The sequence below is a fragment of the Micromonospora matsumotoense genome, from assembly GCF_900091525.1.
Classification (GTDB): Bacteria; Actinomycetota; Actinomycetes; order Mycobacteriales; family Micromonosporaceae; genus Micromonospora; species Micromonospora matsumotoensis.
The window spans coordinates 194,841-221,744 of the sequence record NZ_FMCU01000010.1; the positions used below are offsets into that span (position 1 = coordinate 194,841).

The following is a 26,904-nucleotide window of genomic DNA, read 5'->3' on the forward strand; positions in this document are numbered from 1 at the left end:
CTGCACCGTGACCAGCACACCGAACCCCACCCCCGAGCACACCGCCGGCTGGCGTCCCGCCGCGCGGGCGTTGGGCCGTGCGCTGGTGGGCCGCTGCCTGCGGGTGACCGCCGGCCTGCGGCAGACCTGGCGGCGGTCGTTGCAGGTCCGGGTGGTGACCATCACGTTGGTGGTGTCCAGCCTGCTGGTCGGCGGCTTCGCCTACCTGATCGCCGACAAGATCACCAGCATCCTGCTCGACAACGCCGAGACCGACGTGCTGCTGCGGCTGCGCAACGGCAGCGACTACTCGGCCAAGCAGTTCAACCTCTACAGCCAGCCGCAGGAGGCGCAGCTCCAGGACACCATCGAGGGCACGGTGAACTACCTGGCCGGAGGCGACCCGCAGCAGACCAGCGGGGTCGTGGTGGCGATCACCGCCGACAACTACGCCGGCATCATCGAGACCCGCACCTCCCCGGCGATGGACGTCCGGCCACTGGTCAGCCGGGAGCTGCGGGCCGCCGTCGCCGACGGCAAGGTGGCCCACCAGATCCGCACCGGCCGGCTCACCGGCGAGCAGACGAAATACCTGGTCTACGGTTCCCCGGTGCCGACCCGCTTCGGCCAGCTGGAGCTGTACTACCTCGTACCGCTCCACCGGCAGGACGCCACCGCCGCCGACGCCCGGGCCACCGTACTGGCCACCGGGGTGGCCCTGGTGCTGCTGCTCGGCCTGCTCGCCGCCCTGGTCACCCGGCTGGTGGTGACCCCGGTCCGGGTGGCCGCGCGGACCGCCCAGCGGCTCTCCGCCGGCCTGCTCGACCAGCGGATGGTGGTCAACGGCGAGGACGACCTCGCCCTGCTCGCCGCCTCCTTCAACCAGATGGCGACCAACCTGCAACGGCAGATCCTGCGGCTGGAGGAGATGTCCCGCCTCCAGCGCCGGTTCACCTCCGACGTCTCGCACGAGCTGCGTACCCCACTGACCACCGTCCGGATGGCCGCCGACCTGATCTTCGCCGAGCGCGACGAGTTCGACCCGGCGGTGGCCCGCAGCGCCGAGCTGCTCCAGGCGGAGCTGGACCGGTTCGAGGAGCTGCTCACCGACCTGCTGGAGATCAGCCGCTTCGACGCCGGCTTCGCCATGCTCGACTCCGAGCCGACCGACCTGGTGCCGGTGGTGCACCGGGTCGCCGACCGCCTCGCCGGGCTGGCCGAACGCGTCGGCGTCACCATCGAGCTGGCCGTGCCGACGACCCCGGTGATCGCCGAGGTGGACCCGCGCCGGGTCGAGCGGGTGCTGCGCAACCTGGTCGGCAACGCCGTCGAGCACGGCGAGGCCAAACCGGTGGTGATCACCCTGGGCGTCGACCAGACCGCCGTCGCGGTCACCGTGCGCGACCACGGCGTCGGGCTCAAGCCGGGCGAGGAGAAGCTGGTCTTCAACCGCTTCTGGCGGGCCGACCCGTCCCGGGCCCGGCAGACCGGCGGGACCGGCCTGGGCCTGTCGATCAGCCTGGAGGACGCCCGGCTGCACGGCGGCTGGCTGGAGGCGTGGGGCGCACCCGGACAGGGCGCCCAGTTCCGACTGACCCTGCCGGTCCGCTCCGGCGACCGGCTCACCACCTCACCGCTGCGGCTGGTGCCGGCCGACGCCACCCTGCCCTTCGGTGGCCCCCGCGACGGCGACCTGTTGGCCATCGGGCCCGGTGGCGGTGGCGCCCTGGCCATCGGCCCGGGGCCGACCGCCACGCCCGACGAGCGGGCGGAGGCCCGGTCGTGAGCCGCCGCCGGACGCTGGCCGGGCTGCTCTGCGCCGCGCTGCTGGCGCTCGCCGCCGGCTGCGGCATCCCCGACCGCAGCGACGTGCAGGTGGACGGCTCCGGGCCGGCCGTCTCGGCGGGCGCGTCCAGCTTCGGCCGGGGCGAACCACCCACCCGGACGGCCAGCGGTGCCGACCGGGAGATCTTCGTCCGCAACTTCCTGGCCGCCGCAGCCGGCGAGCCCGAGCGGGCGTACGCCCGGGTCAAGCAGTTCATCGCCCGGGAGGACCGCAACCGGCTCGCCGAGAAGCAGGGCAGCGAGGTCGCGATCAACGTGGTCCGGCTGACCGAGAAGCCGGTGATCACCGAGAACGCCAGCGGGCTGCTCACCGTCCGGGTGCCGGTGCAGCAGGTCGGGTTGCTGCGGGCCAACGGGGTGCTCGGCCCACCGGTGGTGACCGACACGGAATACCAGTTCTCGTTGCGCGGCTCCGCCGAGGCGGGCCAGGAGAGCACGACGGACGGCGGCTACTACGTCACCGATCCGCCCAGCGTGCTGCTGCTGGACACGTTGGCGCTGCGGCAGTACTACCAGACCCGCACGGTCTACTTCTGGAACTCCGACGCCACCCGACTCGTCGCCGACCAGCGTTACCTGCCGCTCGCCGTGCCGGCCGAGCGGCTGGTCAGCGAGGCGGTCAAGTGGCTGATCGCCGGCCCGTCGGACTGGCTCCGACAGGGGGTGAGCGGCCTGCCGGACCGGACCGCCCTGATCAACAACGCGGTCAAGACCGACGGCCGCTGGGAGGTCAATCTCGACCTGCCCGGGGACGACCGCCGCAAGCTGGAGAAGCTCGGCATCCAGCTGTCCTGGTCACTGTCCGACCTGGACGGGCCGCTCCAGCTCACCACCCGCAACCAGTCCCGGGTGACCATCGACGACCTGGCCGCCCACCGCCTCAACAATCCGGTCTACCCGCTCACCGAGGGACCGCAGCGGTTCACCGTCTATGACGGGGCGATCCATCCGCTCGTCTTCGAGACCGAGTCCATCGGCACCGTGCCGATCCGCGCGGAGGACAACCACACCATCGTCTCGGCCGCCCTGCGGCGGGCCGCCGAGGAGAAGACCCTCGCCGCCCTGGTGAGCACCGCCCCCGGTGGCCGGCAGCGGCTGGTCGCCGGTTCGGGCGTCGCACCGGTGCAGGTGATGACCCCGGCGATGCAGACGTTCACCGCGATCGGCCGGCCGGTCTGGCTGCGCCCGCTCGGGGCGGCCCAGCCGTACGGGCTGGTGGTGGCCGACGGGCGGCTCTACCGGTTCGACGACCGGGCCCGGATGGTGCAGGTGGCGGTGGGCGCCACGGGTCAGGTCAGCGCGGTGGCCACCTCGCTGGACGGGCACCGGATCGCGCTGATCGTCGGCGGTCGGCTCTATCTCAGTGCGGCGAGCCTCGACGGCGGAGTGGTGTCGCTCGGCCCGGTGCGACCGGTCGCCACCACGCTGACCGACCTGTCCGCGGTGGACTGGGCGCAGGAGAACACCCTGGCCGTCGCCGGCTCCACCAACCGCTCGGCGGTCTACGAGGTGAGCGTGGACGGGGCGCAGCAGGCCGCGCTGGTCACCGACGTCGGCGCCCGGGTGACCCATCTCGCGGTCTACCCGGCCAACCCGACGTACGTGCTGCCCGCCGTCATGATGATGTACGAGGCCAACGGGGTCGCCTACCGCTACCGTTCGCCGTCGGCGGAGACGATCCGGAGCGAACAGGTGCTGGACGTGCCACCTCCGCCCGCCGGTGGCCGGGTGGGCAGCCCGACCGCACCGTTCTTCCTGTTCTGAGCTGCTCGTGCGGGACGTCGGCGGACTCTGGGCGGACCTGACCGATCTGGTCTTCCCGACCGGGTGCGCGGGCTGCGGGCGGCGGGACGCGACCCTGCGCCAGGGCTGCTGCCCGCAGTGCGTACGCCAACTCGCCGCGCTGCGGCCGGCGCCGGCCCGACCCACCCCGCCCCCACCCGACCTGCCGCCCTGTCACGCTCTCGGCCCGTACGCGGGTCCGCTGCGGGAGGCGCTGCTGTCGTACAAGGAGCGGGGCCGGCACGGGCTGGCCCGGCCGTTGGGCGGGTTGCTGGCGGAGGTGGTGGCGGCGTCGGTGGGGTCGGCCCGACCGGTGCTGCTGGTGCCGGTGCCGGACCGGGCGGCGGCGGCCCGGGCCCGCTACGGCGACCACCTGACCCGGTTGGCCCGGCACGCGGCGGTCCGGTTGCGGCGGGCCGGCTGGGACGTGCGGACGGCGGTGCCGGTGCGGGCGCTGCCCCGGCCGGATTCGGTGGAGCTGGATCATTCGGGACGGGCCGAGGCGGCGGCGTCGGCGTTCCGGCTGCGGCCCGGGTGGGCCGGCCGGGGCGCGGGTGGCCGGACGGTGGTGGTGTTGGACGACATCCTGACCACCGGGGCCACCCTGGCGGCGATGAGTCGGACCTTGCGCGCGGCGGGAATGACGCCATACGGCGCGGCCGTGTTGGGTGCAACGCAAAAGCGGCGGCATTGGTGACGCTTCGTGTTTCCGTTTCACCCCATGGTGTTGGTTGCTGTTAATTCTCTGAGCGTTTCCCACAACCGGGGGTGACTGTCGGGCGAACAGGAGTTAGCGTTTTCGTGTCGGGGTAGGAAGGGTTTCCCACCCGCCCCCGACGGTGGAAGGAGGCGTAGCCGTACCTGACCGGTCGACGCTCCCAGGGGTCCTCCCGAGGTCGCTCGACCGGATTCGAAGATCAGCCGACCATCCGGAAAAGGGAGGTCACGTGGACATCGTGGTCAAGGGTCGAAACGTCGAAGTGCCGGACCATTACCGGGTACACGTAGCGGAGAAACTCGCAAAGATCGAACGCTACGATCACAAGCTCATCCGGGTCGATGTGGAGCTGTTCCACGAACGCAATCCCCGCCAGTCCGACACCTGCCAGCGTGTGGAGATCACCTGTGTCTCCCGTGGGCCGGTGATCAGGGCCGAGGCCTGCACGAACGACTTCTACAGCGCGCTGGACGCGGCCATCGCCAAGCTGGACACCCGACTGCGCCGGGCGGCCGACCGCCGCCGCGTACACCGGGGCCGGCATGCGCCGATCTCCGTCGCCGCCGCCACCGCCGGTCTACCGGTGGCCGGTCTGGACGACGTCGCCGTCGCCGTCACCGGCACGGCCACCGCGACCGCCGTCGAGGAACGCCCGGAGGAGCACGACGACCAGCCCTGGCACATCGCCCGGGCCAAGGTGCACCCCGCCGATCCGATGACCGTCGACGACGCCCTGTTCCAGATGGAACTCGTCGGCCACGACTTCTACCTGTTCCACGACAAGGAGTCCGGCCGCCCCAGCGTCGTCTACCGCCGCCACGCCTACGACTACGGCATCATCTCCCTAGACACCTAACCCCCGCCCTCCCCTTCCCTTCCCTCCCCTCTCCCCGTCCCCCCGTCCCTTCCGCCGGCGGTGATCAAGAGGGTTGCGTCAGTTTCGAAGATCGAATTGACGCAACCCTCTTGATCACCCGGGGAGTGGGTGGGGGGTCGGGGTGGGGTCGGTGGGGAGGCGGGACCAGAGGAGGGTGTCGGGGCGGGGGGTGTCGGGGTCCGGGGCGGGGAGGCGGGCGCGCATGAGGCCCTCCCGGTGGAAGCCGGCCCGGGTCAGGACCCGCTGGGAGGCGGTGTTCCAGGGGGCGGTGCCGGCCCAGAGGCGGGCCAGGCCCACCGGGTCGAACGCCCAGCCCGCCAGCAGCCGGACCGCACGGGTGGCCAGGCCCCGGCCGCGCGCCTCGGGCAGCAGGCTGTAGCCGATCATCGCCTGACCGGTGGCCGGCTCGTCGTAGATCAGGGCGCAGCCGCCGACCATCGTGCCGGTCACCGCGTCGCACAGCGCGAAGTCGGCTGACCGGCCGGTCAGCCAGTCGCTCTCGGCGACGGCGCAGCGCCGGTCGATGTCCGCCCGGGTCGGTGGGACCGGCCGGACCCGGGTCGCCACCACCTCGGGGCGGGTGTGCAGCCGGTGCAACGCCTCGGCGTCCGCAGGGGCGAGCCGGCGCAGGGTCACCACCGTGTCGGTGAGCCGACCGTCGGGCAGGTCCGGCAGCGGACGCGGGAGCGGGCCCGGCGGGTCGTCGGCGAGGCGTACCCAGGCGAGCAGGTCGTACCGGCTGCCGTCGCGGCCCAGGCCGGCGGACCGGCGTACCCCCTCGGGGTGGAAGCCGGCGGCCAGCGCGACCCGCTGGCTGGCCGGGTTCTCGGCCTGGATCAGCAGTTCCAGCCGGGCCAGGCCGGCCCGGAACGCGGCGGTCGCCAGCGCCCGGGTGGCGGCGGTGGCGATCCCGCGCCGCCGGGCCTGCGGTGCCACCCAGTAGCCCAGCTCCGCCTGGCCCCGGCCCGGCACCACCTGGCTGAGCCCGGCCCCGCCGACCGGTCGGTCGGTGTCGGCGTCGACGATCGCGTACGCGGCCCCGCCGCCGCGCCACGCCGCCGGGGCGCCCTCGGTGATCCACCAGCGGGCGTCGGCCAGGGTGTACGGCTGCGGCAGCACCGGATTGAACCGCAGGTTCACCGGATCGGCGCAGCCGGCGACGAGGTCCCCGGCGTCGTCGGGGCGGTACGGCCGCAGCCGCACCGGACCGGCCTCGACGACGTCCGGGGTCACGTCAGATCCTCGGCGAGCAGCGCGCCGACCCAGGCGTCGACCCGGTCCCCCCGCTGCGAGACCCCGCCCCGCAGGGTGCCCTCGACGGTGAAGCCGGCCTTCTCGGCGACCCGGCGGGAGGCGGTGTTGCCGACGTGGGCCTTCCACTCGACCCGGGCCAGGCCGAGGCCGGTGATGCCCCAGGCGGTGAGCGCGCCGAGCGCGGCCGGCATCCAGCCCCGCCCCCGGGCGTGCGGCGCGGTCATGAAGCCGACTTCGGCCAGCAGTGGGTCGGTGGGGTTCAACCGCAGGTCGACGGTGCCGGCGAAGGCGTCGTCCGGGTCGGCCAGCACGAAGCACGCGCTGCTGCCCCGCGCCCAGGCCAGCCCGCCGTAGCCCAGGTAGCCCTCGGCGTCGGTGCGCTGGTAGGGGTGCGGCACGCTGGTCCACCGGACGGTGTCGGGGTCCCGGCAGGTGGCCACGACCCCGTCCAGGTCGCGCTCCTCCATCGGTCGTAGCCGCAGCTCGGTGTCCCCGGCGGCGGCGAAGAGGACGGGTGGGGGCCGGCTGAACACGGCGGCCCGCCGGGCGTCCAGGGTGCCCGACCCGGCGGGGCCGGTCGCGCCGACGGCGGGCACCTCCCCGGGCAGCAGCGAGCCGACCCACCCCTCGGCCCGGCCGTCCCCGGCGGGGTGGGCGAGCCGTAGTTCGCCGGAGACCTGGATGCCGGCCCGCAGCGCGACCAGCCGGGAGAAGTGGTTGCCGACCTCGGCCTGCCAGATCAGCCGGCGCAGGGACAGCGCCTCGAAGGCCCACCGGGCGACCGCCCGGACGGCCCGCACGGTGACCCCCCGGCCGCGGGCCCACGGGGCGGTCCAGTAGCCGATCTCGCCGGAGTCGAGGGTCCGGTCGATCGAGACCAGGCCGCAGGAGCCCAGCAGTTGGCCGGTGGTCGCGTCGCAGACAGCGAACGGCGCGCCGGTGCCGTCAGCCCAGGCGCGGGTGGCGATCTCGGTGACGAAACCATGGGCGTGTTCAGGCCGGTACGGACGCGGTACGGTGGTCCAGCGCTGGATGTCCGGGTCCTGGCAAGCCCGGTGCACGTCTTCCGCGTCCGAGGCGAGCCACGGACGCAGCAGCAGGCTGTCCTCGACGATCTCCACAGGCTCCATCCGGGTCATCGTGCCGGATCGTTCGCGGTGGGCGTAACCGGATAATCGTGGGTAGCGGGCCGAGCCGAGCGTTATGTCGGTTTAGTCGGGCCGGACCGCCGCCACCAGTGACCATCGCGCCGTCGGAGCGCCTACGATGGTGCGAGACTGTCTAGGGGAGCGTTGATCCGTGTCGATTCTGGAAAGGGTCCTCCGCGCGGGCGAGGGCCGTATGGTGCGCCGGCTGAAGGCCATCGCCGCCGCCGTCAACTCGATCGAGGACGACTACGTCAACCTCACCGACGACGAGCTGAGGTCACTGACTGATCAGTACCGGGAGCGGCTCGCCGATGGTGAGACCCTCGACGACCTGCTGCCCGAGGCGTTCGCCACCGTGCGCGAGGCGTCCGCCCGGGTGCTCGGCCAGCGGCCGTACGACGTCCAGGTGATGGGCGGCGCGGCGCTGCACTTCGGCAACATCGCCGAGATGAAGACCGGTGAGGGCAAGACGCTGACCTCGGTCATGGCGGTCTACCTCAACGCGCTCTCCGGCAAGGGCGTGCACGTGGTCACCGTCAACGACTACCTGGCCCAGCGCGACGCCGCGTGGATGGGCCAGGTGCACGAGTTCCTCGGCCTGACCGTCGGCGTGGTGCTGCCCAACCGGCCGGCCGTCGAACACAAGGCCGCCTACGAGTGCGACATCACCTACGGCACCAACAACGAGTTCGGCTTCGACTACCTGCGCGACAACATGGCCTGGTCCCACGAGGAACTGGTCCAGCGGGGGCACAACTTCGCCGTGGTCGACGAGGTCGACTCGATCCTGATCGACGAGGCCCGGACCCCGCTGATCATCTCCGGCCCGGCCGAGCACTCCGCCCGCTGGTACGGCGAGTTCGCCGGGGTGGTGGCCCGCCTCCAGTCCGGCAAGGACGGCGAGGGCGACTACGAGGTCGACTACGCCAAGCGCACCATCGCGGTCACCGAGCGCGGCGTGGCCAAGGTCGAGGACCGGCTCGGCATCGACAACCTCTACGAGTCGGTGAACACCCCGCTGGTCGGTTACCTCAACAACGCGATCAAGGCCAAGGAGCTCTACAAGCGCGACAAGGACTACATCGTCAGCGACGGCGAGGTCCTGATCGTCGACGAGTTCACCGGGCGCATCCTGCACGGCCGCCGCTACAACGAGGGCATGCACCAGGCGATCGAGGCCAAGGAGGGGGTGGAGATCAAGCAGGAGAACCAGACCCTGGCCACCATCACCCTCCAGAACTACTTCCGCCTCTACGAGAAGCTCTCCGGCATGACCGGTACCGCCCAGACCGAGGCGGGTGAGTTCAACAAGGTCTACAAGGTCGGCGTGGTGTCCATCCCCACGCACCGGCCGATGGTCCGGATGGACAAGGCCGACGTCATCTACAAGACCGAGAAGGCCAAGTTCAACGCGGTCATCGAGGACATCGCCGAGCGGCACCAGGCCGGCCAGCCGGTGCTGGTCGGCACCGTCTCGGTGGAAAACTCCGAGATCCTCTCCACGCTGCTGCGCCGCCGGGGCATCCCGCACTCGGTGCTGAACGCGAAGTTCCACGCCCGAGAGGCCGAGATCGTCGCGCAGGCCGGCCGCAAGGGCGCGGTCACCGTCGCCACCAACATGGCCGGCCGCGGCACCGACATCCTGCTCGGCGGCAACGCCGAGTTCCTCGCCGCCAGCGAGCTGCGCCAGCGCGGCCTCGACCCGGTCGAGCAGGAGGACGAGTACGGCAAGGCGATGGAGGAGGTCCTGCCCACCTGGAAGCAGGCGTGCGCGACCGAGGCCGAGGAGGTGGCCGCCGCCGGTGGCCTCTACGTCCTCGGCACCGAGCGGCACGAGTCCCGTCGGATCGACAACCAGCTGCGCGGTCGGGCCGGCCGGCAGGGTGACCCGGGCGAGTCCCGGTTCTACCTGTCGCTCCAGGACGAGCTGATGAAGCGGTTCCGGGCCGGCGCGGTCGAGGCCGTGATGGAGCGGTTCAACATCCCGGAGGACGTGCCCATCGAGTCGAAGATGGTCACCCGGCAGATCAAGAACGCCCAGGCCCAGATCGAGGGCCAGAACGCCGAGATCCGCAAGAACGTCCTGAAGTACGACGAGGTGCTCAACAAGCAGCGCCAGGTGATCTACGCCGAGCGGTTGCGCGTACTCAACGGCGAGGACCTCTCCGACCAGGTCCGCAACATGATCGACGACACCATCGGCGCGTACGTGGTGGGGGCCACCAGCGACGGCTACGCCGAGGACTGGGACCTCGACCAGCTCTGGACGAGCCTCAAGCAGCTCTACCCGGTGGGCATCACCGTCGAGGAGCTGGAGGAGGAGGTCGGCTCCCGGTCCGGCCTGGACCAGGACTTCCTGCTGGCCCGCCTCAAGGAGGACGCGAACGCCGCGTACGACCGGCGCGAGGAGAGCCTCGGTGAGGAGGCCACCCGCCAGCTTGAGCGAATGGTGCTGCTCCAGGTCATCGACCGTAAGTGGCGCGAGCACCTCTACGAGATGGACTACCTCCAGGAGGGCATCAGCCTCCGGGCGTACGCCCAGCGCGACCCGGTCATCGAGTACCAGCGCGAGGGCTTCGACATGTTCGCCACCATGATGGACGGCATCAAGGAGGAGACGGTCGGGTTCCTCTACAACCTGGAGGTGCAGGTCCAGGAGCCGGAGCCGGAGGCCGAGGAAGTCCAGCTGCTGGAGAAGCCGGTCGAGATCCGGGCCAAGGGCCTCAACCGTGCGCCGCAGCAGCAGGGGCTGCAATACTCCGCCCCCACCATCGACGGTGAGGCCGGCGCGGGCGCGGTGACCGTGGAGCGGCCCGAGCCTGCGCCGTCCGCCCCGGCACTCGGCATCGGGAGCGGGCAGCCGCAGCCCCCGTCGCAGACCCGGCCCGCCGCCGGCCCGCCGCGTCGTCCGGCCGCCGCAGGGGCGGGCGGTCAGGCCGCCGCGGCCAGCACCGCCCGGCGTGCCACCGGCCCGGTCGACCGGGCCGAGGGTGGCCCGTCCCGCAACGCGCCCTGCCCGTGCGGCTCCGGCCGCAAGTACAAGCGCTGCCACGGCGCACCCAACGGCGGCGTCTGATCCGAACCGCGAGGACGCCCGCCCGCTCAACTGAGCGGGCGGGCGTCCTCGCGTTCCTGAGCGGCCAGCGGGCAACCTACCGCCCGAACTGGCCGACTACCCGGCGTGGGCGCTTCGGGGTCAGATGACCTGGAGGGTGGTGCAGAGCCAGCTGCCTCGGCGCTGTTCCAGGCGGAGTGCCATGGCCCAGGTACGGCCGCTGGCGGTGACCACCGCGGCCACCTCGACCGCCGCCGGGCGCGGCTCGTACACCCGCATCCGGCGCAGGTGGACGGCGGGCCGGGTGGAGCGCCGCCTCACCGGCGGGGTACGGGACGCGGCGCGGGCGAGTTGCTCGGTCACCTCGACGGTGCGCCCCGGCTCGACCAGTGCCCGGATCTGGCCGGGCGGCCGGTAGCCGTTGAGGATCTCCAGGCAGGTGCCGACGAACCGGTGCGCCGCACGGGTCGCCTCGGGAGTGACCGTGGCGGGCGGGGGCAGTGGTGGGGCGGCCGGGTGCCCGGGGCGGGGTCGGGGGTCGGGTCGCCGGCCGGCCGGACGGCCGATGGGTTGCTGTCCCGTGCCGAACAGATCGAGGGCGAGTTGACCGGGTGGCCGGGGCCAGAGATCCGGCACCTCGTCGACGTAGGGCGGGTCGGCGATGGGGGCGGGGCGCAACCGGATCGGCGGTCGGGTCGGCCCCGGACGGCGGGAGTCGGCCATCGTCGCACCCTCAATCCTACGTTTGCCTTCGTTTGCTTCCGACAGCTTCGATTGTCGGACATGGCAACGCCCAGGGTCAATGGCTCAGCGGGATGGTCCGGTCACTCCGGGTCGCGGTCGGTGAGCGGGTTGCCGCGTACCCACTCGGCGGTCTCGGCGTACTTGAACTGGATGTACTCCTCCAGCCGGGCGCGCTCGACCCGCCACTGCCCCCGTCCACCGATCTTGATGGCCGGGAGTTCACCGCTGCGTACCATGTGATAGACCTGCGAATCCGACACGTTCAGCTCGGTGGCCACGTCGGAGAGCAGGAGAAACCTCGGCTCCACGGAAACCCCTCAGCTTGGCGTCGTTGGGGTCAGTTTGCCACCGACAGCCTTCCCCGCCCAGCATCGGACCGTCCGGTCGATCCTGGCTGTCCGGTGACCGACCGTCTCCTGCCGGCCGCCCTGGGGGAGGCCGGCGGTGTCGCGGCCCGATCGCCGGCCGACGGGGTGTGCCGGGCTGATCCGCCCGAAGAGGGGTCGTCGGGCCGGTGCGGCGGCTTCCACCGGTGCGGTGCACGGTGTATGACGGTCTCGGCGTCGGGTCCGCGCCGGCACCGCCGGTACGGCATGATCGGCTTTCGGGACGGCGGGGGGTCGTCACGAGCCGGGCGAACGGTGGGCCCCCGGGCCCCCGGTGAACGCGGCTGACCAGGCGGCAGGGCAACGAGCGGGAGAGACGATGGTGGGCGACGAGGTGGTCCGGGTGTACGTGCCGGCGACCGTGCCGATGCTGGCCCTGCTGCGTGAGCAGGGACTGCCGGCCAACGGTGGGCACGCGGTCACCCCGGCTCTGCGCGAGTGGTACGCCGAGGGCGACGAGGAGGAGTTGGAGTACGTCGCCTTCACCCGGGCCGCGCAGGACGCGCTGCAACTGCTGCGGGAGGACCCGGCCGCAGCTCGTCGTCGGGTGGTGGTCTCGGTGGACCTGCCCGCCGCAGCCGTCGGCCGGGGCGACGGCGAGTTGGGCTCCAGCATGGTGGAGCTGGATGGGCCGGTGCCGGCGTCGGCGGTGGCCGCGCTGCACGTGGACGGGGCCGAGGCGGTCGACGACGTGACCGCGGCCGTCGACGTGGTGCGCGAAGCGCTCGCCGGTGATCCGGACGCTCAGTTCACCGTCGACGGGGCCGAGGACCACGAGTTGGAGTGGTACGCCCCGTCCGAGTGGGAACTGCTGCTGCGCACCGCCTCCTGACCCGTCCGGACCGGGGACGGCGGAGCGTTGGCCGCCGGCCCGGTCGGCTCGGGCAGTGGACGCCGGGACGGCCGGGCGTGGGACGCCGGGACGGCCGGGCGTGGGACGCCGGGACGGCCGGGCGTGGGACGCCGGGACGGCCGGGGGAGAGCAGGGACGGGCGGGTGGTGGCCGGTCAGTCCTGGACGGTCTCGGGGTCGTCGTCGCGGGGGGTCGGGCCGAGGGTGCGGCCGAAGAGGACGACCGAGGTCAACGCGCCCACGAAGAGCACCCAGATGCCGTTGTCGACCCGCGAGGTGCCCATGCTGGTCTGGGCCACCGCGTCCGCCTCGCTGAGCGCGCCGGCCAGGTCCAGTAGGGTTCGGCCGCCGATCCGGATGATCACCTCGGCGAGCAGCAGGAGCAGGCCCGGCCCGGCCCCGGCCAGCAGGTAGGCGGGCCAGCGGGGCGCCGGTGCGTCAGGAGCGCGCCGGACGGCCCGGCGGCGGGCCCAGGTGAGGTAGCCGAAGGCGAGCAGGCCGGCCAGCAGCCCGCCGAGCAGCGACTCGGTGCGGGAGACCCACTTCGCGGCACCGACCAGCGACGCCTGGGAGTCGTCCGCGCCGAACAGGTCGAACAGCGGGTCGCGGGCCTGGCTGAACACCACCACGAAGAACAGGGTCCCGAGGGCGGCGGCGACCACCGCGCCGACCGGTGCCGGGGTACGCGCTCCGGCGATCGCCCCGCCGATGACGGCCGCCGCCGCGCTGGTGCCGGCGATGGTGTTGGTGGTGGCGTTGTCGGCGTACGTCAGGTTGATGGCCAGGGCGGTGCCCAGTCCGACCAGCATGCCGGCCCCGATCGCCGCCGCGAAGCGCAGCGTGGCACGGTCGCCGAGCCGGCGGGCGGCCAGCTCACTCGCGGCCAGCGCGACCGCCGCACCGGCGACCAACGCGGCGGAGATCACTCCGGGCAGGGCGAAGGCGGAGAGGGTGATCGCGGTGAGCCCGACCGCTGCCGAGTGGATCGCCTCCCGGGTGGACCACAGCATCGCGGCCAGCCAACCGAGCGCGAGCACCGCCAACAGGGGCGTGACCGGGGCGTACCCCGTCCGCTCCGCCGGTGCGGTGTGGATCTCCTCGCCGACCTGCCCGGTGGCGGCCGACCGCTCCGCCTCCGCGTCGCGGTCCGTCTGTGCTTCGCGGTCGCCCTGCGCGGTGGGGTCCGTCTCCGTGTCGGGACCGTGTTCCGCCTCCGCCCCGGGACCCGCCTGCGCCTCGGGAGCGCGGTCCGCCTCGGTGCCGGGATCGGGATCGCGGGGTGTGCCGGGATCGCGACCGGGGTGGCGGTGAGGCCGGCCGACGGAGGCCGCCGTCGAATTGCCGGGCTGGTTGCTCATCGTCTCCCCTTCGACACCGCGCCGCCCCGGCACCGGGAGGGCCTCTCCATCGCTCGAACCAGCGTACGCGGGCGACCGGATGGCTCTGGCAGGCGACCGTCCGCGTCGCCCTCCCTTGGCATTGCCATGATCGTCGGGGGTTCTCTGGTATGAATCGTCGCTGTTTCGGCGTTCTGGCCTCCTGATCAACGGTGCGTGGCGGGCGGGGCGTAATGACGTCGGGCCAGGCGTGGGAGAATTCCCGGAGGTCCCGCCGCCGCGCCAGGCACACCGCGCGGTGTCCGGCGTCCGGCCGTCCGGGTCGGTGCCCGCGGGTCCGATTTCGCCGCCGCTGTCGAGATCGCCCAGGAGCTGTGATGGACGCCGTGTTCTCCGTACCCGACCCGCACAACGAGCCGGTACGCACCTACGAGCCGGGCAGCGCCGACCGGGAGCGGCTGCAACGGAGGCTGGCCGAGCTGGCCGCCGAGCGGATCGACCTGCCGATGACCATCGCCGGCGCGCAGCGGATGGCCGGCGGCGACCCGATCGACGTGGTCCAGCCGCACCGGCACGCGCACGTGCTCGGGGTCACCGGCCACGCCACCCACGACGACGCCCGCGCCGCCGTGCACGCCGCCAAGGACGCCGCGCCGATGTGGCGGGCGTTGCCGTTCGAGGAGCGGGCCGCGATCTTCCTGCGCGCCGCCGAGCTGCTGGCCGGCCCGTGGCGGGACACCCTCAACGCGGCCACCATGCTCGGCCAGTCCAAGACCGCCGTCCAAGCGGAGATCGACGCGGCCTGCGAGTTCATCGACTTCCTCCGGTTCAACGTGCACTTCGCCCGCGAGCTGCTGGCGGCCCAGCCGAACTCGTCGCCCGGGGTCTGGAACCGGTTCGACCACCGCCCGCTCGAAGGCTTCGTCTACGCGGTGACCCCGTTCAACTTCACCGCGATCGCCGGCAACCTGCCGTCCGCGCCGGCCCTGCTCGGCAACACCGTGGTCTGGAAGCCGGGCCCCACCCAGCAGTTCGCGGCGCACTTCACCATGCGGCTGTTCGAGGCGGCCGGCCTGCCCCCCGGTGTGATCAACATGGTCACCGGGCGGGGCGAGGAGGTCTCCGACGTGGTGCTCGCCGACCCGGATCTGGCCGGCATCCACTTCACCGGCTCGACCAAGGTGTTCCAGTCGCTGTGGCGCATCGTCGGCGAGAACATCGCCTCCTACCGCGGCTACCCCCGGCTGGTCGGTGAGACCGGCGGCAAGGACTTCGTGGTCGCGCACACCAGCGCCGACGTCGACGCCCTGCACACCGCGCTGATCCGGGGCGCCTACGAGTACCAGGGCCAGAAGTGCTCGGCCGCCTCGCGGGCGTACGTCCCGCGGTCGCTCTGGGAGGGTGGGCTGCGGGACCGGCTGGCCGCCACCGCCGACTCGCTGACCTACGGCGACGTCACCGACTTCGCCAACTTCGGTGGCGCGGTGATCGACGGCCGGGCGTTCGCCCGGCACACCGCCGCGCTGGACCTGATCGCCGGGGACGACAGCTGCCGGGTGCTGGCCGGGGGCACCGCCGACGACTCGGTCGGGTGGTTCGTCCGGCCGACGCTGTTCGAGTGCGCCGACCTGGCGCACGAGACGTTCACCACCGAGTACTTCGGGCCGATCCTCGGCGTGCACGTCTTCGACGACGCCCGCTTCGACGACGTGGTCACCCAGGCCGAGTCGATCGCCCCGTACGCGCTGACCGGGTCGATCTTCGCCACCGACCGCCGGGTGGTCGACGCGGTGGCCGAGAAGATGCGGTACGCGGCCGGCAACTTCTACATCAACGACAAGCCGACCGGTGCGGTGGTCGGGCAGCAGCCCTTCGGCGGCGCCCGGGCCAGCGGCACCAACGACAAGGCCGGGTCGTGGCACAACCTGGTGCGTTGGATGTCGCCCCGGACCATCAAGGAGACGTTCGTCGCGCCGACCGACCACACGTACCCGCACATGGGGTGAAGCGGTGACGACCGACGGTGGCGGAGTCCCGCCGCCGTCGGTGCCACCACCATCCCGCGGTGGTGCCCGACGCGGCCCGGCCGGCGTGTCAGCCACCATCGGCCGGCGTGGCCCAGGTCACCGCAGGCGGGGCCGGTCGGGGCGGTCCTGGGAGCACTGTCGTCGGCCGACAGTGCACATTGGAAATCCTCCCGGGTGGCAAATCCGGAAATCCTGGACGCCGGGACGGCAAAGTGGCAGCTTAGAGGGCATGGCGGATTCCGGAGTCAACCCCACTGCGGCGGCCCTGTTGGGGTTGTTGCATGAGGGCCCGATGACAGGCGGTCAGCTGATGGCCGCCGCTGAGCGCCGACTGGCGCCGTACTGGTCAATGACACGCAGTCAGGTCTACCGTGAGTTGCCGGTGCTGGCGGAGCGTGGTTTCGTGCGGCTGGGCAAGCCCGGGCCGCGGATGAGTCAACCCTACGCGATCACGGCGTCAGGGAAGCGGACCTTCTCCCGCTGGCTGGCGGAGAATCCCGGTCGGGACACCATCCGCAACCCGATCGCCCTGCGGATCGCGTTCGGCAACCTGCACTCGGCCAGCCAGCTCAAGAACCTCTACACCTCAGCCAACGAATACCACACCGAGGCCCTCGCGTACGTCCGGGAGCAGGTCAAGACCGCCAAGAAGGAGGGCGACGAGTACGACGCCAGCGCGTTGGAGTTCGCCGTCGCCTACCACAAGGCCGCGCTGTCCTGGCTCAAGACCGCCCCGGTCGGCTGATCATCGGCCCTGGTAGGTGGTGTGACGTGAGCGGACCGCCGCACGCACAGTACCCTTGTCTGTCGTGACCGCTGCCGATTACGCCGAACAACTGAAGGAACTCGACGCGACCCTACGCAACATCGAGTCGGTGCTCGACCTCGACCGCCTGCGGGGGGAGAAGGCCCGGCTGGAGGAGCAGGCGTCCGCGCCGGATCTCTGGGACGACCAGGCCAAGGCGCAGCAGGTGACCTCGCAGTTGTCGTACGTCAACGGCGAGATCAGCAAGCTGGGCAGCCTGCGGTCGGGGCTGGACGACGCCCGGGTGCTGCTGGAGTTGGCCGAGGACGAGGCCGACTCCGGGGTGCTGGGCGAGGTCGAGTCGGAGATCGCCGGGCTGACCAAGGCCATCCAGGAGATGGAGGTCCGCACCCTGCTCTCCGGCGAGTACGACTCCCGGGAGGCGCTGGTCGCCATCCGGGCGGGCGCCGGTGGGGTGGACGCGGCCGACTTCGCCGAGATGCTGCTGCGGATGTACCTGCGCTGGGCCGAGCGGCACGGCTACCCGACGGAGGTCTACGAGACCTCGTACGCCGAGGAGGCCGGCCTCAAGTCCGCCACCTTCACCGTCAAGGTCCCGTACGCCTACGGCACGCTCAGCGTCGAGTCGGGCACCCACCGGCTGGTCCGGATCAGCCCGTTCGACAACCAGGGCCGCCGGCAGACCAGCTTCGCCGGGGTCGAGGTGCTGCCGGTCACCGAGCAGACCGACCACATCGACATCCCGGAGAACGACATCCGGGTGGACGTCTACCGGTCGTCCGGCCCGGGTGGGCAGAGCGTCAACACCACCGACTCGGCGGTGCGGTTGACCCACATCCCCACCAACATCGTGGTGACCTGCCAGAACGAGAAGTCCCAGCTGCAGAACAAGGCCTCCGCGATGCGGGTGCTCCAGTCCCGGCTGCTGGAGCGCAAGCGGCAGGAGGAGGAGGCGAAGCTCGCCGGTCTGAAGTCCGGCAGCACCAGCTCCTGGGGCGACCAGATGCGTTCGTACGTGCTGCACCCGTATCAGATGGTGAAGGATCTCCGAACCGAGCAGGAGACCGGCAATCCGTCGTCGGTCTTCGACGGGGAGTTGGACAGCTTCATCGAGGCGGGTATCCGTTGGCGCAAGCAGCAGCAGCTCGCCAACGACGCTGCGTGATCGATCGTGAACGGGGCGCGTCGTCGATCCCGGGTTGACCGGGCAAATCGATGACGCGCCCCGCATCGGCGGGGCGTGCCACTTGGCTCTGCGGTTACACCGCGTAGACTCACGACCCGTGATTCAGCTTGAGCAAGTGACGAAGACGTACCCGAAGGCGTCCCGGCCTTCGCTCGACAACGTGTCCGTCTCGATCGAGAAGGGCGAGTTCGTCTTCTTCATCGGGCCATCCGGCTCCGGCAAGTCCACGATCATCAAGATGCTGTTGCACGAGGTCGCCCCCAACAAGGGTCGGGTCGTCGTCAACGGCAAGGACGTCACCTCGATGCGTTCCTGGAAGCGACCCCACTTCCGGCGTTCCATCGGCTGCGTCTTCCAGGACTTCCGGCTGCTGCCGAACCGCACCGCCTACGAGAACGTGGCGTTCGCCCTGGAGGTGATCGGCAAGACCAAGGCGGTGGCCCGCCGGGTCGTGCCCGAGGTGCTGGAGTTGGTCGGGCTCGGTGGCAAGGAGCACCGGTACCCACACGAACTCTCCGGTGGTGAGCAGCAGCGGGTCGCGGTCGCGCGGGCGTTCGTGAACCGTCCGCTGATCCTGCTGGCGGACGAGCCGACCGGAAACCTGGACCCGGACACCTCGATCGAGATCATGCGTTTGCTGGACCGGATCAACCGCACCGGCACGACCGTCGTGATGGTCACCCACGACTCCAACATCGTGAACCAGATGCGCCGTCGTGTCGTCGAGATCGAAAGCGGCCGCATCGTGCGCGACCAGGCCCGCGGCGTCTACGGGTGAGCCGGCGCTCCACCCCTGCCGTACGACCTGACGACGAACACCTCACGCCGGAGAGCCGGAGGAACACCCGATGCGGATAAAGTACGTCCTGTCCGAGGTACTGGTCGGACTGTGGCGCAACGTCACGATGACGGTCGCGATGATCATTACGATGGCGGTCTCGCTGACCATGCTCGGCGCCAGTGGCCTGATGTACAAACAGGTCGGCGACATGAAGGACCTCTACTACAAGAACGTCGAAGTCTCGATCTTCCTGAAGACCGACGTCACCGAGCAGCAGCGCACCGACCTCGACGCCAAGTTGAAGGGCGACCCCCTGGTCAAGGAGGTCCTCTATGTCAACAAGGACGAGGCGTACAAGACGTTCAAGGAGATGTACCAGGACGCGCCCGACCTGGTGAACGTCGTGAAGCCCGACCTGCTCCCCGAGTCCTTCCGGCTGAAGTTGGTCAACCCGGAGCAGTACAAGAACATCTACGACCAGTACCAGGGCACCGAAGGGGTCGACGTGATCGTCGACCAGAGCCGGCTGCTGGACAAGATCTTCAACGTGCTCACCGCGATCCAGAACATCGCGCTGGCCGCCGCCGTGGTGATGGCCATCGCCGCGCTGCTGCTGGTGGCGAACACCATCCAGGTGGCCGCGTACAGCAAGCGGCGTGAGGTCGCGGTCATGAAGCTGGTCGGCGCGTCGAACTGGTTCATCCAGGCGCCGTTCGTGCTGGAGGCGGTGGTCGCCGGCCTGATCGGCTCGTTGCTGGGCCTGATCGCGCTGATCGGCGCCAAACAGCTGCTGTTCAGCGGCTCGTTGAAGGCGCTGGAGGGGCTGCTCTCCCCGATCCAGTGGTCGGACATCTTCCTGATGTTCCCGCTGATGGCCGGCGTGGGTGGCCTGATCAGCGCCGCCACCGCCTGGGTCACGCTCCGCTTCTACCTGCGGGTCTAGTCGCCGCAGGGGGTCGACGTGCGGGCCCTCCCGCGCCGGGAAGAAACGGCGCGGGAGGGCCCTTGTCATTCGGGTAGCATGATCCCCGCTCACCGGCCGGACGGTCGGTGCGCGGACCCGGAAGGGGGTGCGCCGGATGCCACGGGAAAAGGGCCGCAAGGTGGTCGCCTCCAACAGGAAGGCCCGCCACGACTACGCCATCCTCGACACGTACGAGGCGGGCATGGCGTTGACCGGCACCGAGGTCAAGTCGCTGCGCGCCGGGCGGGCCTCACTGGTCGACGCCTTCGCCCAGGAGCGCGACGGCGAGTTGTTCCTACACGGCATGCACATCCCGGAGTACACCCAGGGCACCTGGACCAACCACGAGCCCCGGCGTACCCGCAAGCTGCTGCTGAAGCGGTTGGAGATCGACCGGCTGGTCGGCAAGACCCGCGAGGGCGGCCTGACCATGGTCCCGTTGCAGGTCTACTTCTCCGACGGCTGGGCCAAGGTGGAGATCGCCCTGGCCAAGGGCAAGAAGTCGTACGACAAGCGGCAGGACCTCGCCAAGCGGGACGCCGACCGGGAGATCGCCCGGGTGTCGGGCCGGCGCGGCAAGGGAATGGACGACTGAGTCGTCCTGTTTGTCCGGCTCGACGCGCCGGCCCGGGGCTCGGGATGAAACCCGTTGCGGTAGGCGTTAGTCTGGACAGTGCCGCCACATCGGCGGCCCGTCGAGGGGGTGACTGGTTTCGACTTCGTACGCAGCGACAGGGGAAGCGAGCCGAGGAAGCCGACGTCGTCTCGAGAATCGGTCGTCGGAAACTTATAAGCGCCAAGCAAAATCGCGCTGACTTCGCTCTCGCCGCCTGAGGCGAGTAGCTGAGTCTGTCGGCCTGGGAACGCCTTCGTCCCAATAGCCGGCATCAGTTAGAGGGCTGGCCAATCGGACCCGGTCGCGGGGTCCGTGCGGCGAGATTAATCAGCGACTGGGCCCGTCACACCAACTCGCTCGCGTGAGCGGTGGGGCCGAGTAGAGGCATAGCGAGCTGCGCTCGGAGAAGCCCTGACAAACCGGCGAAGGACCCGGGTTCGATTCCCGGCACCTCCACCCCACGATGCGCCCCGGTCCCCAAGGACCGGGGCGCATCGCCGTTTCTCCCTCTGACACCCGCCCCGCGTGCTCCACCCCGCCCCGCGTGCCCTGCCCCCGCCCCCGCCCCCGCCCGCGCGCCGTCCCGCCTCCGCGCGTCTCGCCCCGTTGATCAAGAGGTTTGCGTCATCTGGGGCGATCGACTTGACCTAAACCTCTTGATCAACGAGGTGGGGCGGGGCAGGGCTGGACGCGGCGTGCGGGGCGGGACGGGGCGTGCGGGGTGGGGGTGGGACGTGGCGGGGTGGGGGTGGGGGTGGGACGTGGCCGGGTGGGTTTGAGGGAACCGGGGGAGGGGGTGGGGCGTCTCAGGGGTATGCGGCGACTTGTTGTGGTGGGGTTGGGACTTCTGGTGGTGGGGGTGGGTGGGTGTGCGCCGGCCGGGTCTGCGCCCGGTGGGTCGGCCGGTGGTGATCCGGGGCGGCATCGGGAGGCGTTCGACGAGCGGGCCGCCGAGGTGGCGGGGGCGTGGCGGCCCGGGTCCGACTGGTCGGGCGGGTACCTGCCGTTGCAGGACGCCACGGTGCTCCCCGGGCAACCCGGCTTCACCGCCGACACCGAGGCGGCCTTCCGTTCCGGCTGGTACCGGGACCAGATCCCGCTGCCGACCAAGGTGCCCGCCGACGCGGCGATCCGCTTCCCGGACGGCGCTCTGACCGTCCCGCTGATCAGCGCGGCGGAGGCGTACCGGCAACTGGACCAGGGGGACCCACCGCCGTGCGAGGGGCGGCCCCGGGTGCCGCAGGCGCCCAGCCCGACCGACGCCACCAGGCCGGACGATTCGGTCGCCACCCAGGCTGCCACCGCCTGTATCCCGCTCACCGTCACGGGCGTGACCCTCGGCACGGCCGAGGTGCGCACCAGCCGGGGAGTCGCCGCCGTGCCGGCCTGGTTGTTCACCGTGGCCGAGTTGACCACTCCGGTGGCCCGGCTGGCGGTGGCACCCCGGGCGGTCACCGCCGTGCCCGAGCCGACCGCCCCGCCCCGCACCCTTCCGGCAGGCGTGGCCGGTGCCGATCGGCTCCGCCGGGTCGAGGGCACCCGGTTGACGTACACGGTCAGCCTGGGGGCCTGCGACAGCGGCCCCACCGCACTCGTGCGGGAGAGCGACGACGTGGTGGTGGTCGGCGGCGGGGTGGTCCAGGGCACCGGCGAGTGCATCGCGCTCGCGGTGCTCAAGCCGGTCACGGTGACGTTGACGGCCCCACTCGGCGCCCGCCCGGTCCTCGACGTCGGCACCGGCCGGGTCCTCACCCTCGCCACCCCCTGACGCGCCCACCCCCGCATCCCCTCCCCGGGGGCTCCCGGAAGGACGGTGCTGCTGGCCGTTGATCAAGAGGTTTGCGTCATCTCGCGCGATCAACTTGACGCAAACCTCTTGATCAACGGGGCTGGGCGAGGGGTGGGAGGGGGCGGGGGACGGGAGGGGGTAAGAGGGGTGGGAGGGGTGGGGGTGGGGGTTAGAGGAGGGTGGGGATGGCGGTGCTGATGGGGGCGGCCAGCACGGTCGGTCTGTCGGCACGCAACGCCTCGGCCAGCGCGTCGGCCAGGTCGGGCAGGGTGTCGATGACCCGGGTGGCGCAGCCGTAGCCGTGGGCGACGGCGGTGAGGTCCAGGCCCGGCAGGTCCAGGCCGGGTACGCCGGGGGTGGACTTCAGCTCGGCGAACGCCTTGAGGATGGCGTACTGCTGGTTCACCGGGACCAGCACGACCACCGGCAGCCGCAGCCGCGCGGCGGTCCACAGTGCCTGCACCGAGTAGTGGAAGGAGCCGTCCCCGATCACCGCGACCACCGGCCGGCCCCGCCCGGTGTCCCGTTCGGCGAGGGCGATGCCGACGGCGGCCGGCAGCCCGTAGCCGAGCCCGCCGCTGGCCATGGTGAAGTACGACGCCGGGCGGGTCACCGGGAGCCGGCGACGCAGCGCCGCCAGGTTGGACGGCGATTCCTGCACCAGCACCCCGTCGGTGGGCCAGCAGGCGGCCAGGGCGGCGAAGAGCGCGTCCGCGTCGGGCGGGTCACCGGGCTCCGGGGGCGGCGGTGTCGGGCGGGGCGCGGGCGGGGGCCGGTCGGCCGCCGGCAGCAGGTCCAGCAGCGCGGCCAGGGTCAGCCCGGCGTCACCGAGCAGGCTGTCGCCCACCGGGGCGCGGGCCGCCTCGTCCGCGTCGTCGGTGACGTGCAGCAGCCGTGCCCCGGGTGGCAGGTGGTCGCCGGGCACGTGGGGGTAGTAGCGGAACACCGGCGCGCCGACCACCAGCACCACGTCGTGCCCGGTGAGCTTCTCGGCCAGCGGGGCGATCGCGTACGGCAGCACCCCCCGGTAGTGCGGGTGGTGCTCCGGGAAGGCGGCCCGCTCCGGTGCCGGCGCGGACCAGACCGGTGCGGCGAGCCGCTCCGCCACCGCGGCCGCCAGCGGCCAGGCCGTGGCCCGGTCCACCGCCGCGCCGAGCACCAGCACCGGGTTCCGGCTGGCGGTCAGCAACGCGGCGAACTCCCGCAGCCGACGGGGGTCGGGGGCGAACCGGGTGGACACCGTCCGCACCTGCGGCGGTGGGTCCGCCGGTTGCTGCCAGTCGTCCAGCGGCAGGGAGAGATAGACCGGCCCGCTCGGTGGTTGCGCCGCCGTGGCGTACGCCCGCATGAACGCCGCCGGTACGTCCTGAGCCCGCGCCGGCTCGTGGCTCCACTTCACGTACGGCTGGGGCAGCTCCGTCGGTTGGCGGCTGGCCAGCCGGGGCTCCATCAGCAGCATCTCCCGGCTCTGCTGCCCGGCGGAGACGATCAGCGGGGTCCGGTTGTGCCAGGCGGTGACGAGGTTGCCCATGCCGTTGCCGGTGCCCGGGGCGGTGTGCAGGTTGACGTGCGCCGGTCGGCCGGTGGCCTGGGCGTACCCGTCGGCCATCGCCACCGCCGACGCCTCGTGCAGGGCGTGCACGTAGTGGAAGTCGGCCGGGAAGTCCTGGAGGAACGGCTCCTCGGTCGAACCGGGGTTGCCGAAGATCGTCGTCAGGCCGAGGGCGCGGAGCAGGTCGTAGGTGGTCTCCCGGACGGTCGCCATCGCCCCCGCCTCCGTGTCCCCGGCCCGTGCCGCTGCCCGCCGGGACCCGGTGATCCGGCCCCTGACCTGCCGAATCTATCGGGCAGGAGGGGACGGTTCGGTCACTTTGCCGCCGATCTCCTCCAGGGCCGTGCCCGGCGGTAGCGGTGCGGCCACTGTGACCGGTGGGAGCGGGGGTGGCGCTGCCCGGTGCCGTGGCGATGGGATGGGGGCAGTGGCGGTGGGTCGACGGCGGTGGTGCGGTCGCGGTGCGCTGGGTGGTGCGGGCCGGCTCAGGGGAGCGGGAACGGGGTCCTGATGCCGTCCAGCGCGTGCCCACAGGGGCAGTCGCGGTCGGCGGGCAGGGCGGCCACCGCGTCCAGCAGTACGCCGCGCAGCCGGTCGGTGTTCTCCCCGAAGACCCGGAAGACCTCCTCCTGGGTGACCGAGTCACCCGCCTCCACCCCGGCGTCCAGGTCGGTGACCAGGGCGATGGAGGTGTAGCAGAGGGCCAGTTCGCGGGCGAGCACAGCCTCCGGGTGGCCGGTCATGTTTACCACCGTGCCGCCCATCGAGGCGTACCAGCGAGATTCCGCACGGGTGGAGAAGCGGGGGCCCTCGACCACCACCACCGTGCCGCCGTCGACCGCCGGCACGTCCCGCCCGGCCGCCGCGCCGAGCAGCGTACGCCGCCCCACCGGGCAGTACGGGTCACCGAACGCGACGTGCACCGCGCCCTGGTCGTAGTAGGTCTGCACCCGGCCACTGGTGCGGTCGATCAGCTGGTCAGGCACCACGAACGTGCCGGGACCCAGCTCGGGGCGGAGCCCGCCGACGGCACACGGGGCGAGCACCTGGCGGACCCCCAGGGACCGCAGCGCCCACAGGTTCGCCCGGTACGGGATCAGGTGCGGCGGGTGGCGGTGATCACGCCCGTGCCGGGGCAGGAACGCCACCGGCCGACCGCCCACCGAGGCGATCGTGAGCACGTCCGAAGGGTCGCCGTACGGGGTCTCCACCTGGTGTTCTGTCGCGTCGTCGAGCAGCGCGTACAGCCCCGAACCGCCGATCACCGCGATGTCCGCCGTCGGACCCATGGACCCTCCCTCGACCGCCCTCGATCACCTGTCGGTCAGACCTTAGCCACCGCACCGGGTGCAGGCTATGGTGCCAGACATGGCGGTGACAGCACGGTTGGTCGGTGGTGCCCGGTTGTCGGACCCGGTGCGCGGCTGACGATGTCCGAGACGCAGGGGGAGGGACCGGCGATCAGCGGTCGTGCCGTGGAGTCGATGACCGGGCGGCTGCTGGTCGCGACACCGGCGCTCAAGGACCCGAATTTCGATCGTACGGTGGTGCTGCTGGTCGCCCACGAGGCCAACGGGGCGCTCGGGGTGGTGCTCAACCGGGCCACCGAGGTCGCCGTCGCGGACGTCCTCGGTGAGTGGAGCGGCCTCGCCCGCCATCCGGCGGTGCTCTTCGAGGGCGGCCCGGTGCAGCCGGAGTCGGCGATCTGCCTGGCCCGGATGCGCCACCCGATGCGCCGGCTGAAGGGTTTCCAGCCGATCTCCGGCGCGGTCGGCACCGTCGACCTGTCGGCAGACCCGGAGCGGATGCGGGACAGCATCGGCGGCATCCGGGTCTTCGCCGGCTACTCCGGCTGGGGCTCCGGGCAGTTGGAGCAGGAGATCGAGGACGGGTCCTGGTTCGTGCTCGACGCGCTGCCCGGAGACGCGTTCGTCGACCGTCCGGACGACCTCTGGCCGATGGTGCTGCGCCGGCAGGGCGGCATGATGGCCGCGGTCGCGCACTTCCCGCCGGACGTGGCGTTGAACTGATTCCCCGGGCCCTCCCGGAGCCGGTCCGGGGGTACCCCCGTGAGATGACCATGACGGGCGTCGTGTGTATAGTTCTCTCCGTGCCCGGGCGACCGGGACACACCGCAAGGGGCCGTGGCGCAGCTGGTAGCGCACCACACTGGCAGTGTGGGGGTCAGGGGTTCGAGTCCCCTCGGCTCCACTTGCGTTTTTGCAGGTCAAGCGGCATTTCTCATTGAGAGATGCCGCTTTTCTTGATTTTTTGGTCACAGATTCGGTCACAGTTGCGCCCCACACTCCCACCCGGGCGACAAGATCGGCAACCGGGTCCGGACCGCGCACTACCTGGTGTTTTATGTGGCTGGTGGTGCCAAAAAGCTTGCAGAGGTGAGAATGTGGGGCGCGGTCACGCCGTGAAGGTACTCGCTGAGTTGCCCGCCGTGCGCAGCATCGAGTTCGCCGTCCACGCCGGTCAGTTCGTGTCGGTGGCGGGCCCTTCCGGCTGTGGCAAGACCACCCTCATGTGTGCATCGCCGGGCTCCTGCCTATATCCGGCGGCCAGGTGATGTTCCGTGGGGAGAGCATGTCCGGCCCCCGCGACGGGTGGCGGTCGTCTTCCAGGACTACAGCCGGTCGCTGTTCCCCTGGTTGACAGTCGAGAAGAACGTCGCCCTTCCCCTGCGGGACCGGGGTCTGCCCCGTGCCGAGATCCGGCACCGGGTGCAGGAGTCGCTGGAGATGGTGGGCCTGGCCCACGCGGCCGGGTTGCATCCGTGGCAGCTCTCCGGTGGGATGCAGCAGCGGGTGGCCATCGCACGGGGTCTCGCCGTACGGCCGGAAGTGCTGATCATGGACGAACCGTTCGTCTCGGTGGACGCCCAGACCCGGGCCAGCCTGGAGGATCTGTTGCTCAAGGTCTGGGCGGAGACGGGTACGACGGTGTTGTTCGTGACCCACGACATCGATGAGGCGGTGTATCTCTCCGACCGGGTGGTCGTGCTGTCGCAGGGCCCCTCAGTCGTCGTGGCGGACCTGCCGGTCACCCTCGACCGACCCCGCGACCAGATCGCGACCAAGCAGACCCCGCTCTTCGGCGAACTCCGCGAGTACGTCTACTCCCTGGTCATGGCCTCGCAGCGGCGGACCTCCCTGTCGGGGGAGCCGAGCTGACCGGGTGATCGGGCCGCGCCGACGCGGCTTAAGGCGGGACGGGCCCCTCGGGGGATGCCCGTCCCGC

Annotated in this window: 22 protein-coding genes, 1 tRNA gene and 1 other RNA gene; 17 read left to right on the forward strand and 7 right to left on the reverse strand. The window is 71.7% G+C overall.

Going from position 1 to position 26,904, the window contains the following annotated elements:
- Nucleotides 1–7 precede the first annotated feature (7 nt).
- The 4 genes from mtrB to hpf all read left to right on the forward strand — a co-directional run bounded on the left by mtrB (nt 8) and on the right by hpf (nt 5,180).
- On the forward strand, nt 8–1,765 hold the full coding sequence (mtrB, locus tag GA0070216_RS20640; protein ID WP_091248462.1) for an MtrAB system histidine kinase MtrB: 1,758 nt from the start codon (nt 8–10) through the stop codon (nt 1,763–1,765).
- Nucleotides 1,762–3,588 (forward strand): LpqB family beta-propeller domain-containing protein, encoded by a 1,827-nt coding sequence (locus GA0070216_RS20645; RefSeq protein WP_091248464.1) that lies wholly within the window; start codon nt 1,762–1,764, stop codon nt 3,586–3,588. The genes mtrB and GA0070216_RS20645 overlap by 4 nt, the downstream gene beginning before the upstream one ends.
- Nucleotides 3,589–3,595: 7 nt before the next feature.
- Nucleotides 3,596–4,303 (forward strand): ComF family protein, encoded by a 708-nt coding sequence (locus GA0070216_RS20650; RefSeq protein ID WP_091248467.1) that lies wholly within the window; start codon nt 3,596–3,598, stop codon nt 4,301–4,303.
- Nucleotides 4,304–4,553: 250 nt separating this feature from the next.
- A complete protein-coding gene (gene hpf, locus GA0070216_RS20655) occupies nt 4,554–5,180 on the forward strand; it encodes a ribosome hibernation-promoting factor, HPF/YfiA family (RefSeq protein WP_091248470.1) in 627 nt (208 codons plus the stop codon).
- 114 nt (nt 5,181–5,294) lie between these two features.
- Here hpf and GA0070216_RS20660 read toward each other — a convergent pair whose 3' ends face one another.
- Both GA0070216_RS20660 and GA0070216_RS20665 read right to left on the reverse strand, forming a co-directional pair.
- Nucleotides 5,295–6,434, reverse strand: a complete 1,140-nt coding sequence (locus GA0070216_RS20660) for a GNAT family N-acetyltransferase (protein ID WP_091248473.1) — start codon at nt 6,432–6,434, stop codon at nt 5,295–5,297.
- Nucleotides 6,431–7,585, reverse strand: coding sequence for a GNAT family N-acetyltransferase (locus GA0070216_RS20665; protein WP_091248661.1), 1,155 nt, complete (start codon nt 7,583–7,585; stop codon nt 6,431–6,433). The genes GA0070216_RS20660 and GA0070216_RS20665 overlap by 4 nt, the downstream gene beginning before the upstream one ends.
- A gap of 169 nt (nt 7,586–7,754) precedes the next feature.
- Between GA0070216_RS20665 and secA the strand changes: the two genes are divergently transcribed.
- The gene (secA, locus tag GA0070216_RS20670) at nt 7,755–10,679 is read left to right on the forward strand and encodes a preprotein translocase subunit SecA (protein WP_091248475.1); all 2,925 of its coding nucleotides are present in this window, start codon (nt 7,755–7,757) and stop codon (nt 10,677–10,679) included.
- 120 nt (nt 10,680–10,799) lie between these two features.
- Here secA and GA0070216_RS20675 read toward each other — a convergent pair whose 3' ends face one another.
- The gene (locus tag GA0070216_RS20675) at nt 10,800–11,381 is read right to left on the reverse strand and encodes an Rv3235 family protein (RefSeq protein WP_091248478.1); all 582 of its coding nucleotides are present in this window, start codon (nt 11,379–11,381) and stop codon (nt 10,800–10,802) included.
- Nucleotides 11,382–11,482: 101 nt separating this feature from the next.
- Nucleotides 11,483–11,710 (reverse strand): helix-turn-helix domain-containing protein, encoded by a 228-nt coding sequence (locus tag GA0070216_RS20680; RefSeq protein ID WP_091248481.1) that lies wholly within the window; start codon nt 11,708–11,710, stop codon nt 11,483–11,485.
- Between the two features lie 400 nt (nt 11,711–12,110).
- Between GA0070216_RS20680 and GA0070216_RS20685 the strand changes: the two genes are divergently transcribed.
- Nucleotides 12,111–12,620 carry a DUF6912 family protein gene (locus tag GA0070216_RS20685; RefSeq protein ID WP_091248665.1) on the forward strand — a complete coding sequence of 170 codons (510 nt, stop codon included), beginning with the start codon at nt 12,111–12,113 and terminating at the stop codon, nt 12,618–12,620.
- A gap of 175 nt (nt 12,621–12,795) precedes the next feature.
- Here the strand turns inward: GA0070216_RS20685 and GA0070216_RS20690 are convergent, their stop codons facing one another.
- The gene (locus GA0070216_RS20690; protein WP_091248484.1) at nt 12,796–13,998 is read right to left on the reverse strand and encodes a hypothetical protein; all 1,203 of its coding nucleotides are present in this window, start codon (nt 13,996–13,998) and stop codon (nt 12,796–12,798) included.
- Between the two features lie 356 nt (nt 13,999–14,354).
- Between GA0070216_RS20690 and pruA the strand changes: the two genes are divergently transcribed.
- The 8 genes from pruA (at nt 14,355) to GA0070216_RS20730 (ending at nt 22,085) form a co-directional block, all read left to right on the forward strand.
- Nucleotides 14,355–15,983, forward strand: coding sequence for an L-glutamate gamma-semialdehyde dehydrogenase (gene pruA / locus GA0070216_RS20695; protein ID WP_091248489.1), 1,629 nt, complete (start codon nt 14,355–14,357; stop codon nt 15,981–15,983).
- Between the two features lie 250 nt (nt 15,984–16,233).
- On the forward strand, nt 16,234–16,749 hold the full coding sequence (locus GA0070216_RS20700; protein ID WP_091248492.1) for a PadR family transcriptional regulator: 516 nt from the start codon (nt 16,234–16,236) through the stop codon (nt 16,747–16,749).
- Nucleotides 16,750–16,813: 64 nt separating this feature from the next.
- Nucleotides 16,814–17,935: a peptide chain release factor 2 gene (gene prfB / locus GA0070216_RS20705; RefSeq protein WP_091248494.1), complete on the forward strand. Its 1,122-nt coding sequence runs from the start codon at nt 16,814–16,816 to the stop codon at nt 17,933–17,935.
- A 118-nt stretch (nt 17,936–18,053) separates the two neighbouring features.
- Nucleotides 18,054–18,734 carry a cell division ATP-binding protein FtsE gene (gene ftsE, locus GA0070216_RS20710; protein ID WP_030331491.1) on the forward strand — a complete coding sequence of 227 codons (681 nt, stop codon included), beginning with the start codon at nt 18,054–18,056 and terminating at the stop codon, nt 18,732–18,734.
- A 70-nt stretch (nt 18,735–18,804) separates the two neighbouring features.
- A complete protein-coding gene (gene ftsX / locus GA0070216_RS20715; protein ID WP_091248498.1) occupies nt 18,805–19,680 on the forward strand; it encodes a permease-like cell division protein FtsX in 876 nt (291 codons plus the stop codon).
- Nucleotides 19,681–19,816: 136 nt separating this feature from the next.
- Nucleotides 19,817–20,296 (forward strand): SsrA-binding protein SmpB, encoded by a 480-nt coding sequence (gene smpB / locus GA0070216_RS20720; RefSeq protein WP_091248501.1) that lies wholly within the window; start codon nt 19,817–19,819, stop codon nt 20,294–20,296.
- A 104-nt stretch (nt 20,297–20,400) separates the two neighbouring features.
- Nucleotides 20,401–20,776, forward strand: a transfer-messenger RNA (tmRNA) gene (gene ssrA, locus GA0070216_RS20725).
- A gap of 355 nt (nt 20,777–21,131) precedes the next feature.
- Nucleotides 21,132–22,085 (forward strand): hypothetical protein, encoded by a 954-nt coding sequence (locus tag GA0070216_RS20730; RefSeq protein WP_091248504.1) that lies wholly within the window; start codon nt 21,132–21,134, stop codon nt 22,083–22,085.
- Between the two features lie 190 nt (nt 22,086–22,275).
- Here the strand turns inward: GA0070216_RS20730 and mdlC are convergent, their stop codons facing one another.
- A complete protein-coding gene (gene mdlC, locus GA0070216_RS20735; RefSeq protein WP_091248507.1) occupies nt 22,276–23,871 on the reverse strand; it encodes a benzoylformate decarboxylase in 1,596 nt (531 codons plus the stop codon).
- A gap of 272 nt (nt 23,872–24,143) precedes the next feature.
- Complete coding sequence (locus tag GA0070216_RS20740; RefSeq protein ID WP_091248511.1) at nt 24,144–24,947, reverse strand: S-methyl-5'-thioadenosine phosphorylase; 804 nt, start codon at nt 24,945–24,947, stop codon at nt 24,144–24,146.
- Nucleotides 24,948–25,088: 141 nt separating this feature from the next.
- On the opposite strand from GA0070216_RS20740, the gene GA0070216_RS20745 reads away from it, so the two are divergent.
- The 3 genes from GA0070216_RS20745 to GA0070216_RS35615 all read left to right on the forward strand — a co-directional run bounded on the left by GA0070216_RS20745 (nt 25,089) and on the right by GA0070216_RS35615 (nt 26,837).
- Entirely contained in the window at nt 25,089–25,688 is a 600-nt protein-coding gene (locus GA0070216_RS20745) for a YqgE/AlgH family protein (protein ID WP_091248515.1), read from the forward strand.
- Between the two features lie 108 nt (nt 25,689–25,796).
- Nucleotides 25,797–25,869 (forward strand) — tRNA-Ala (locus GA0070216_RS20750).
- A 401-nt stretch (nt 25,870–26,270) separates the two neighbouring features.
- Nucleotides 26,271–26,837: an ABC transporter ATP-binding protein gene (locus GA0070216_RS35615; RefSeq protein ID WP_245722608.1), complete on the forward strand. Its 567-nt coding sequence runs from the start codon at nt 26,271–26,273 to the stop codon at nt 26,835–26,837.
- Nucleotides 26,838–26,904: the final 67 nt, after the last annotated feature.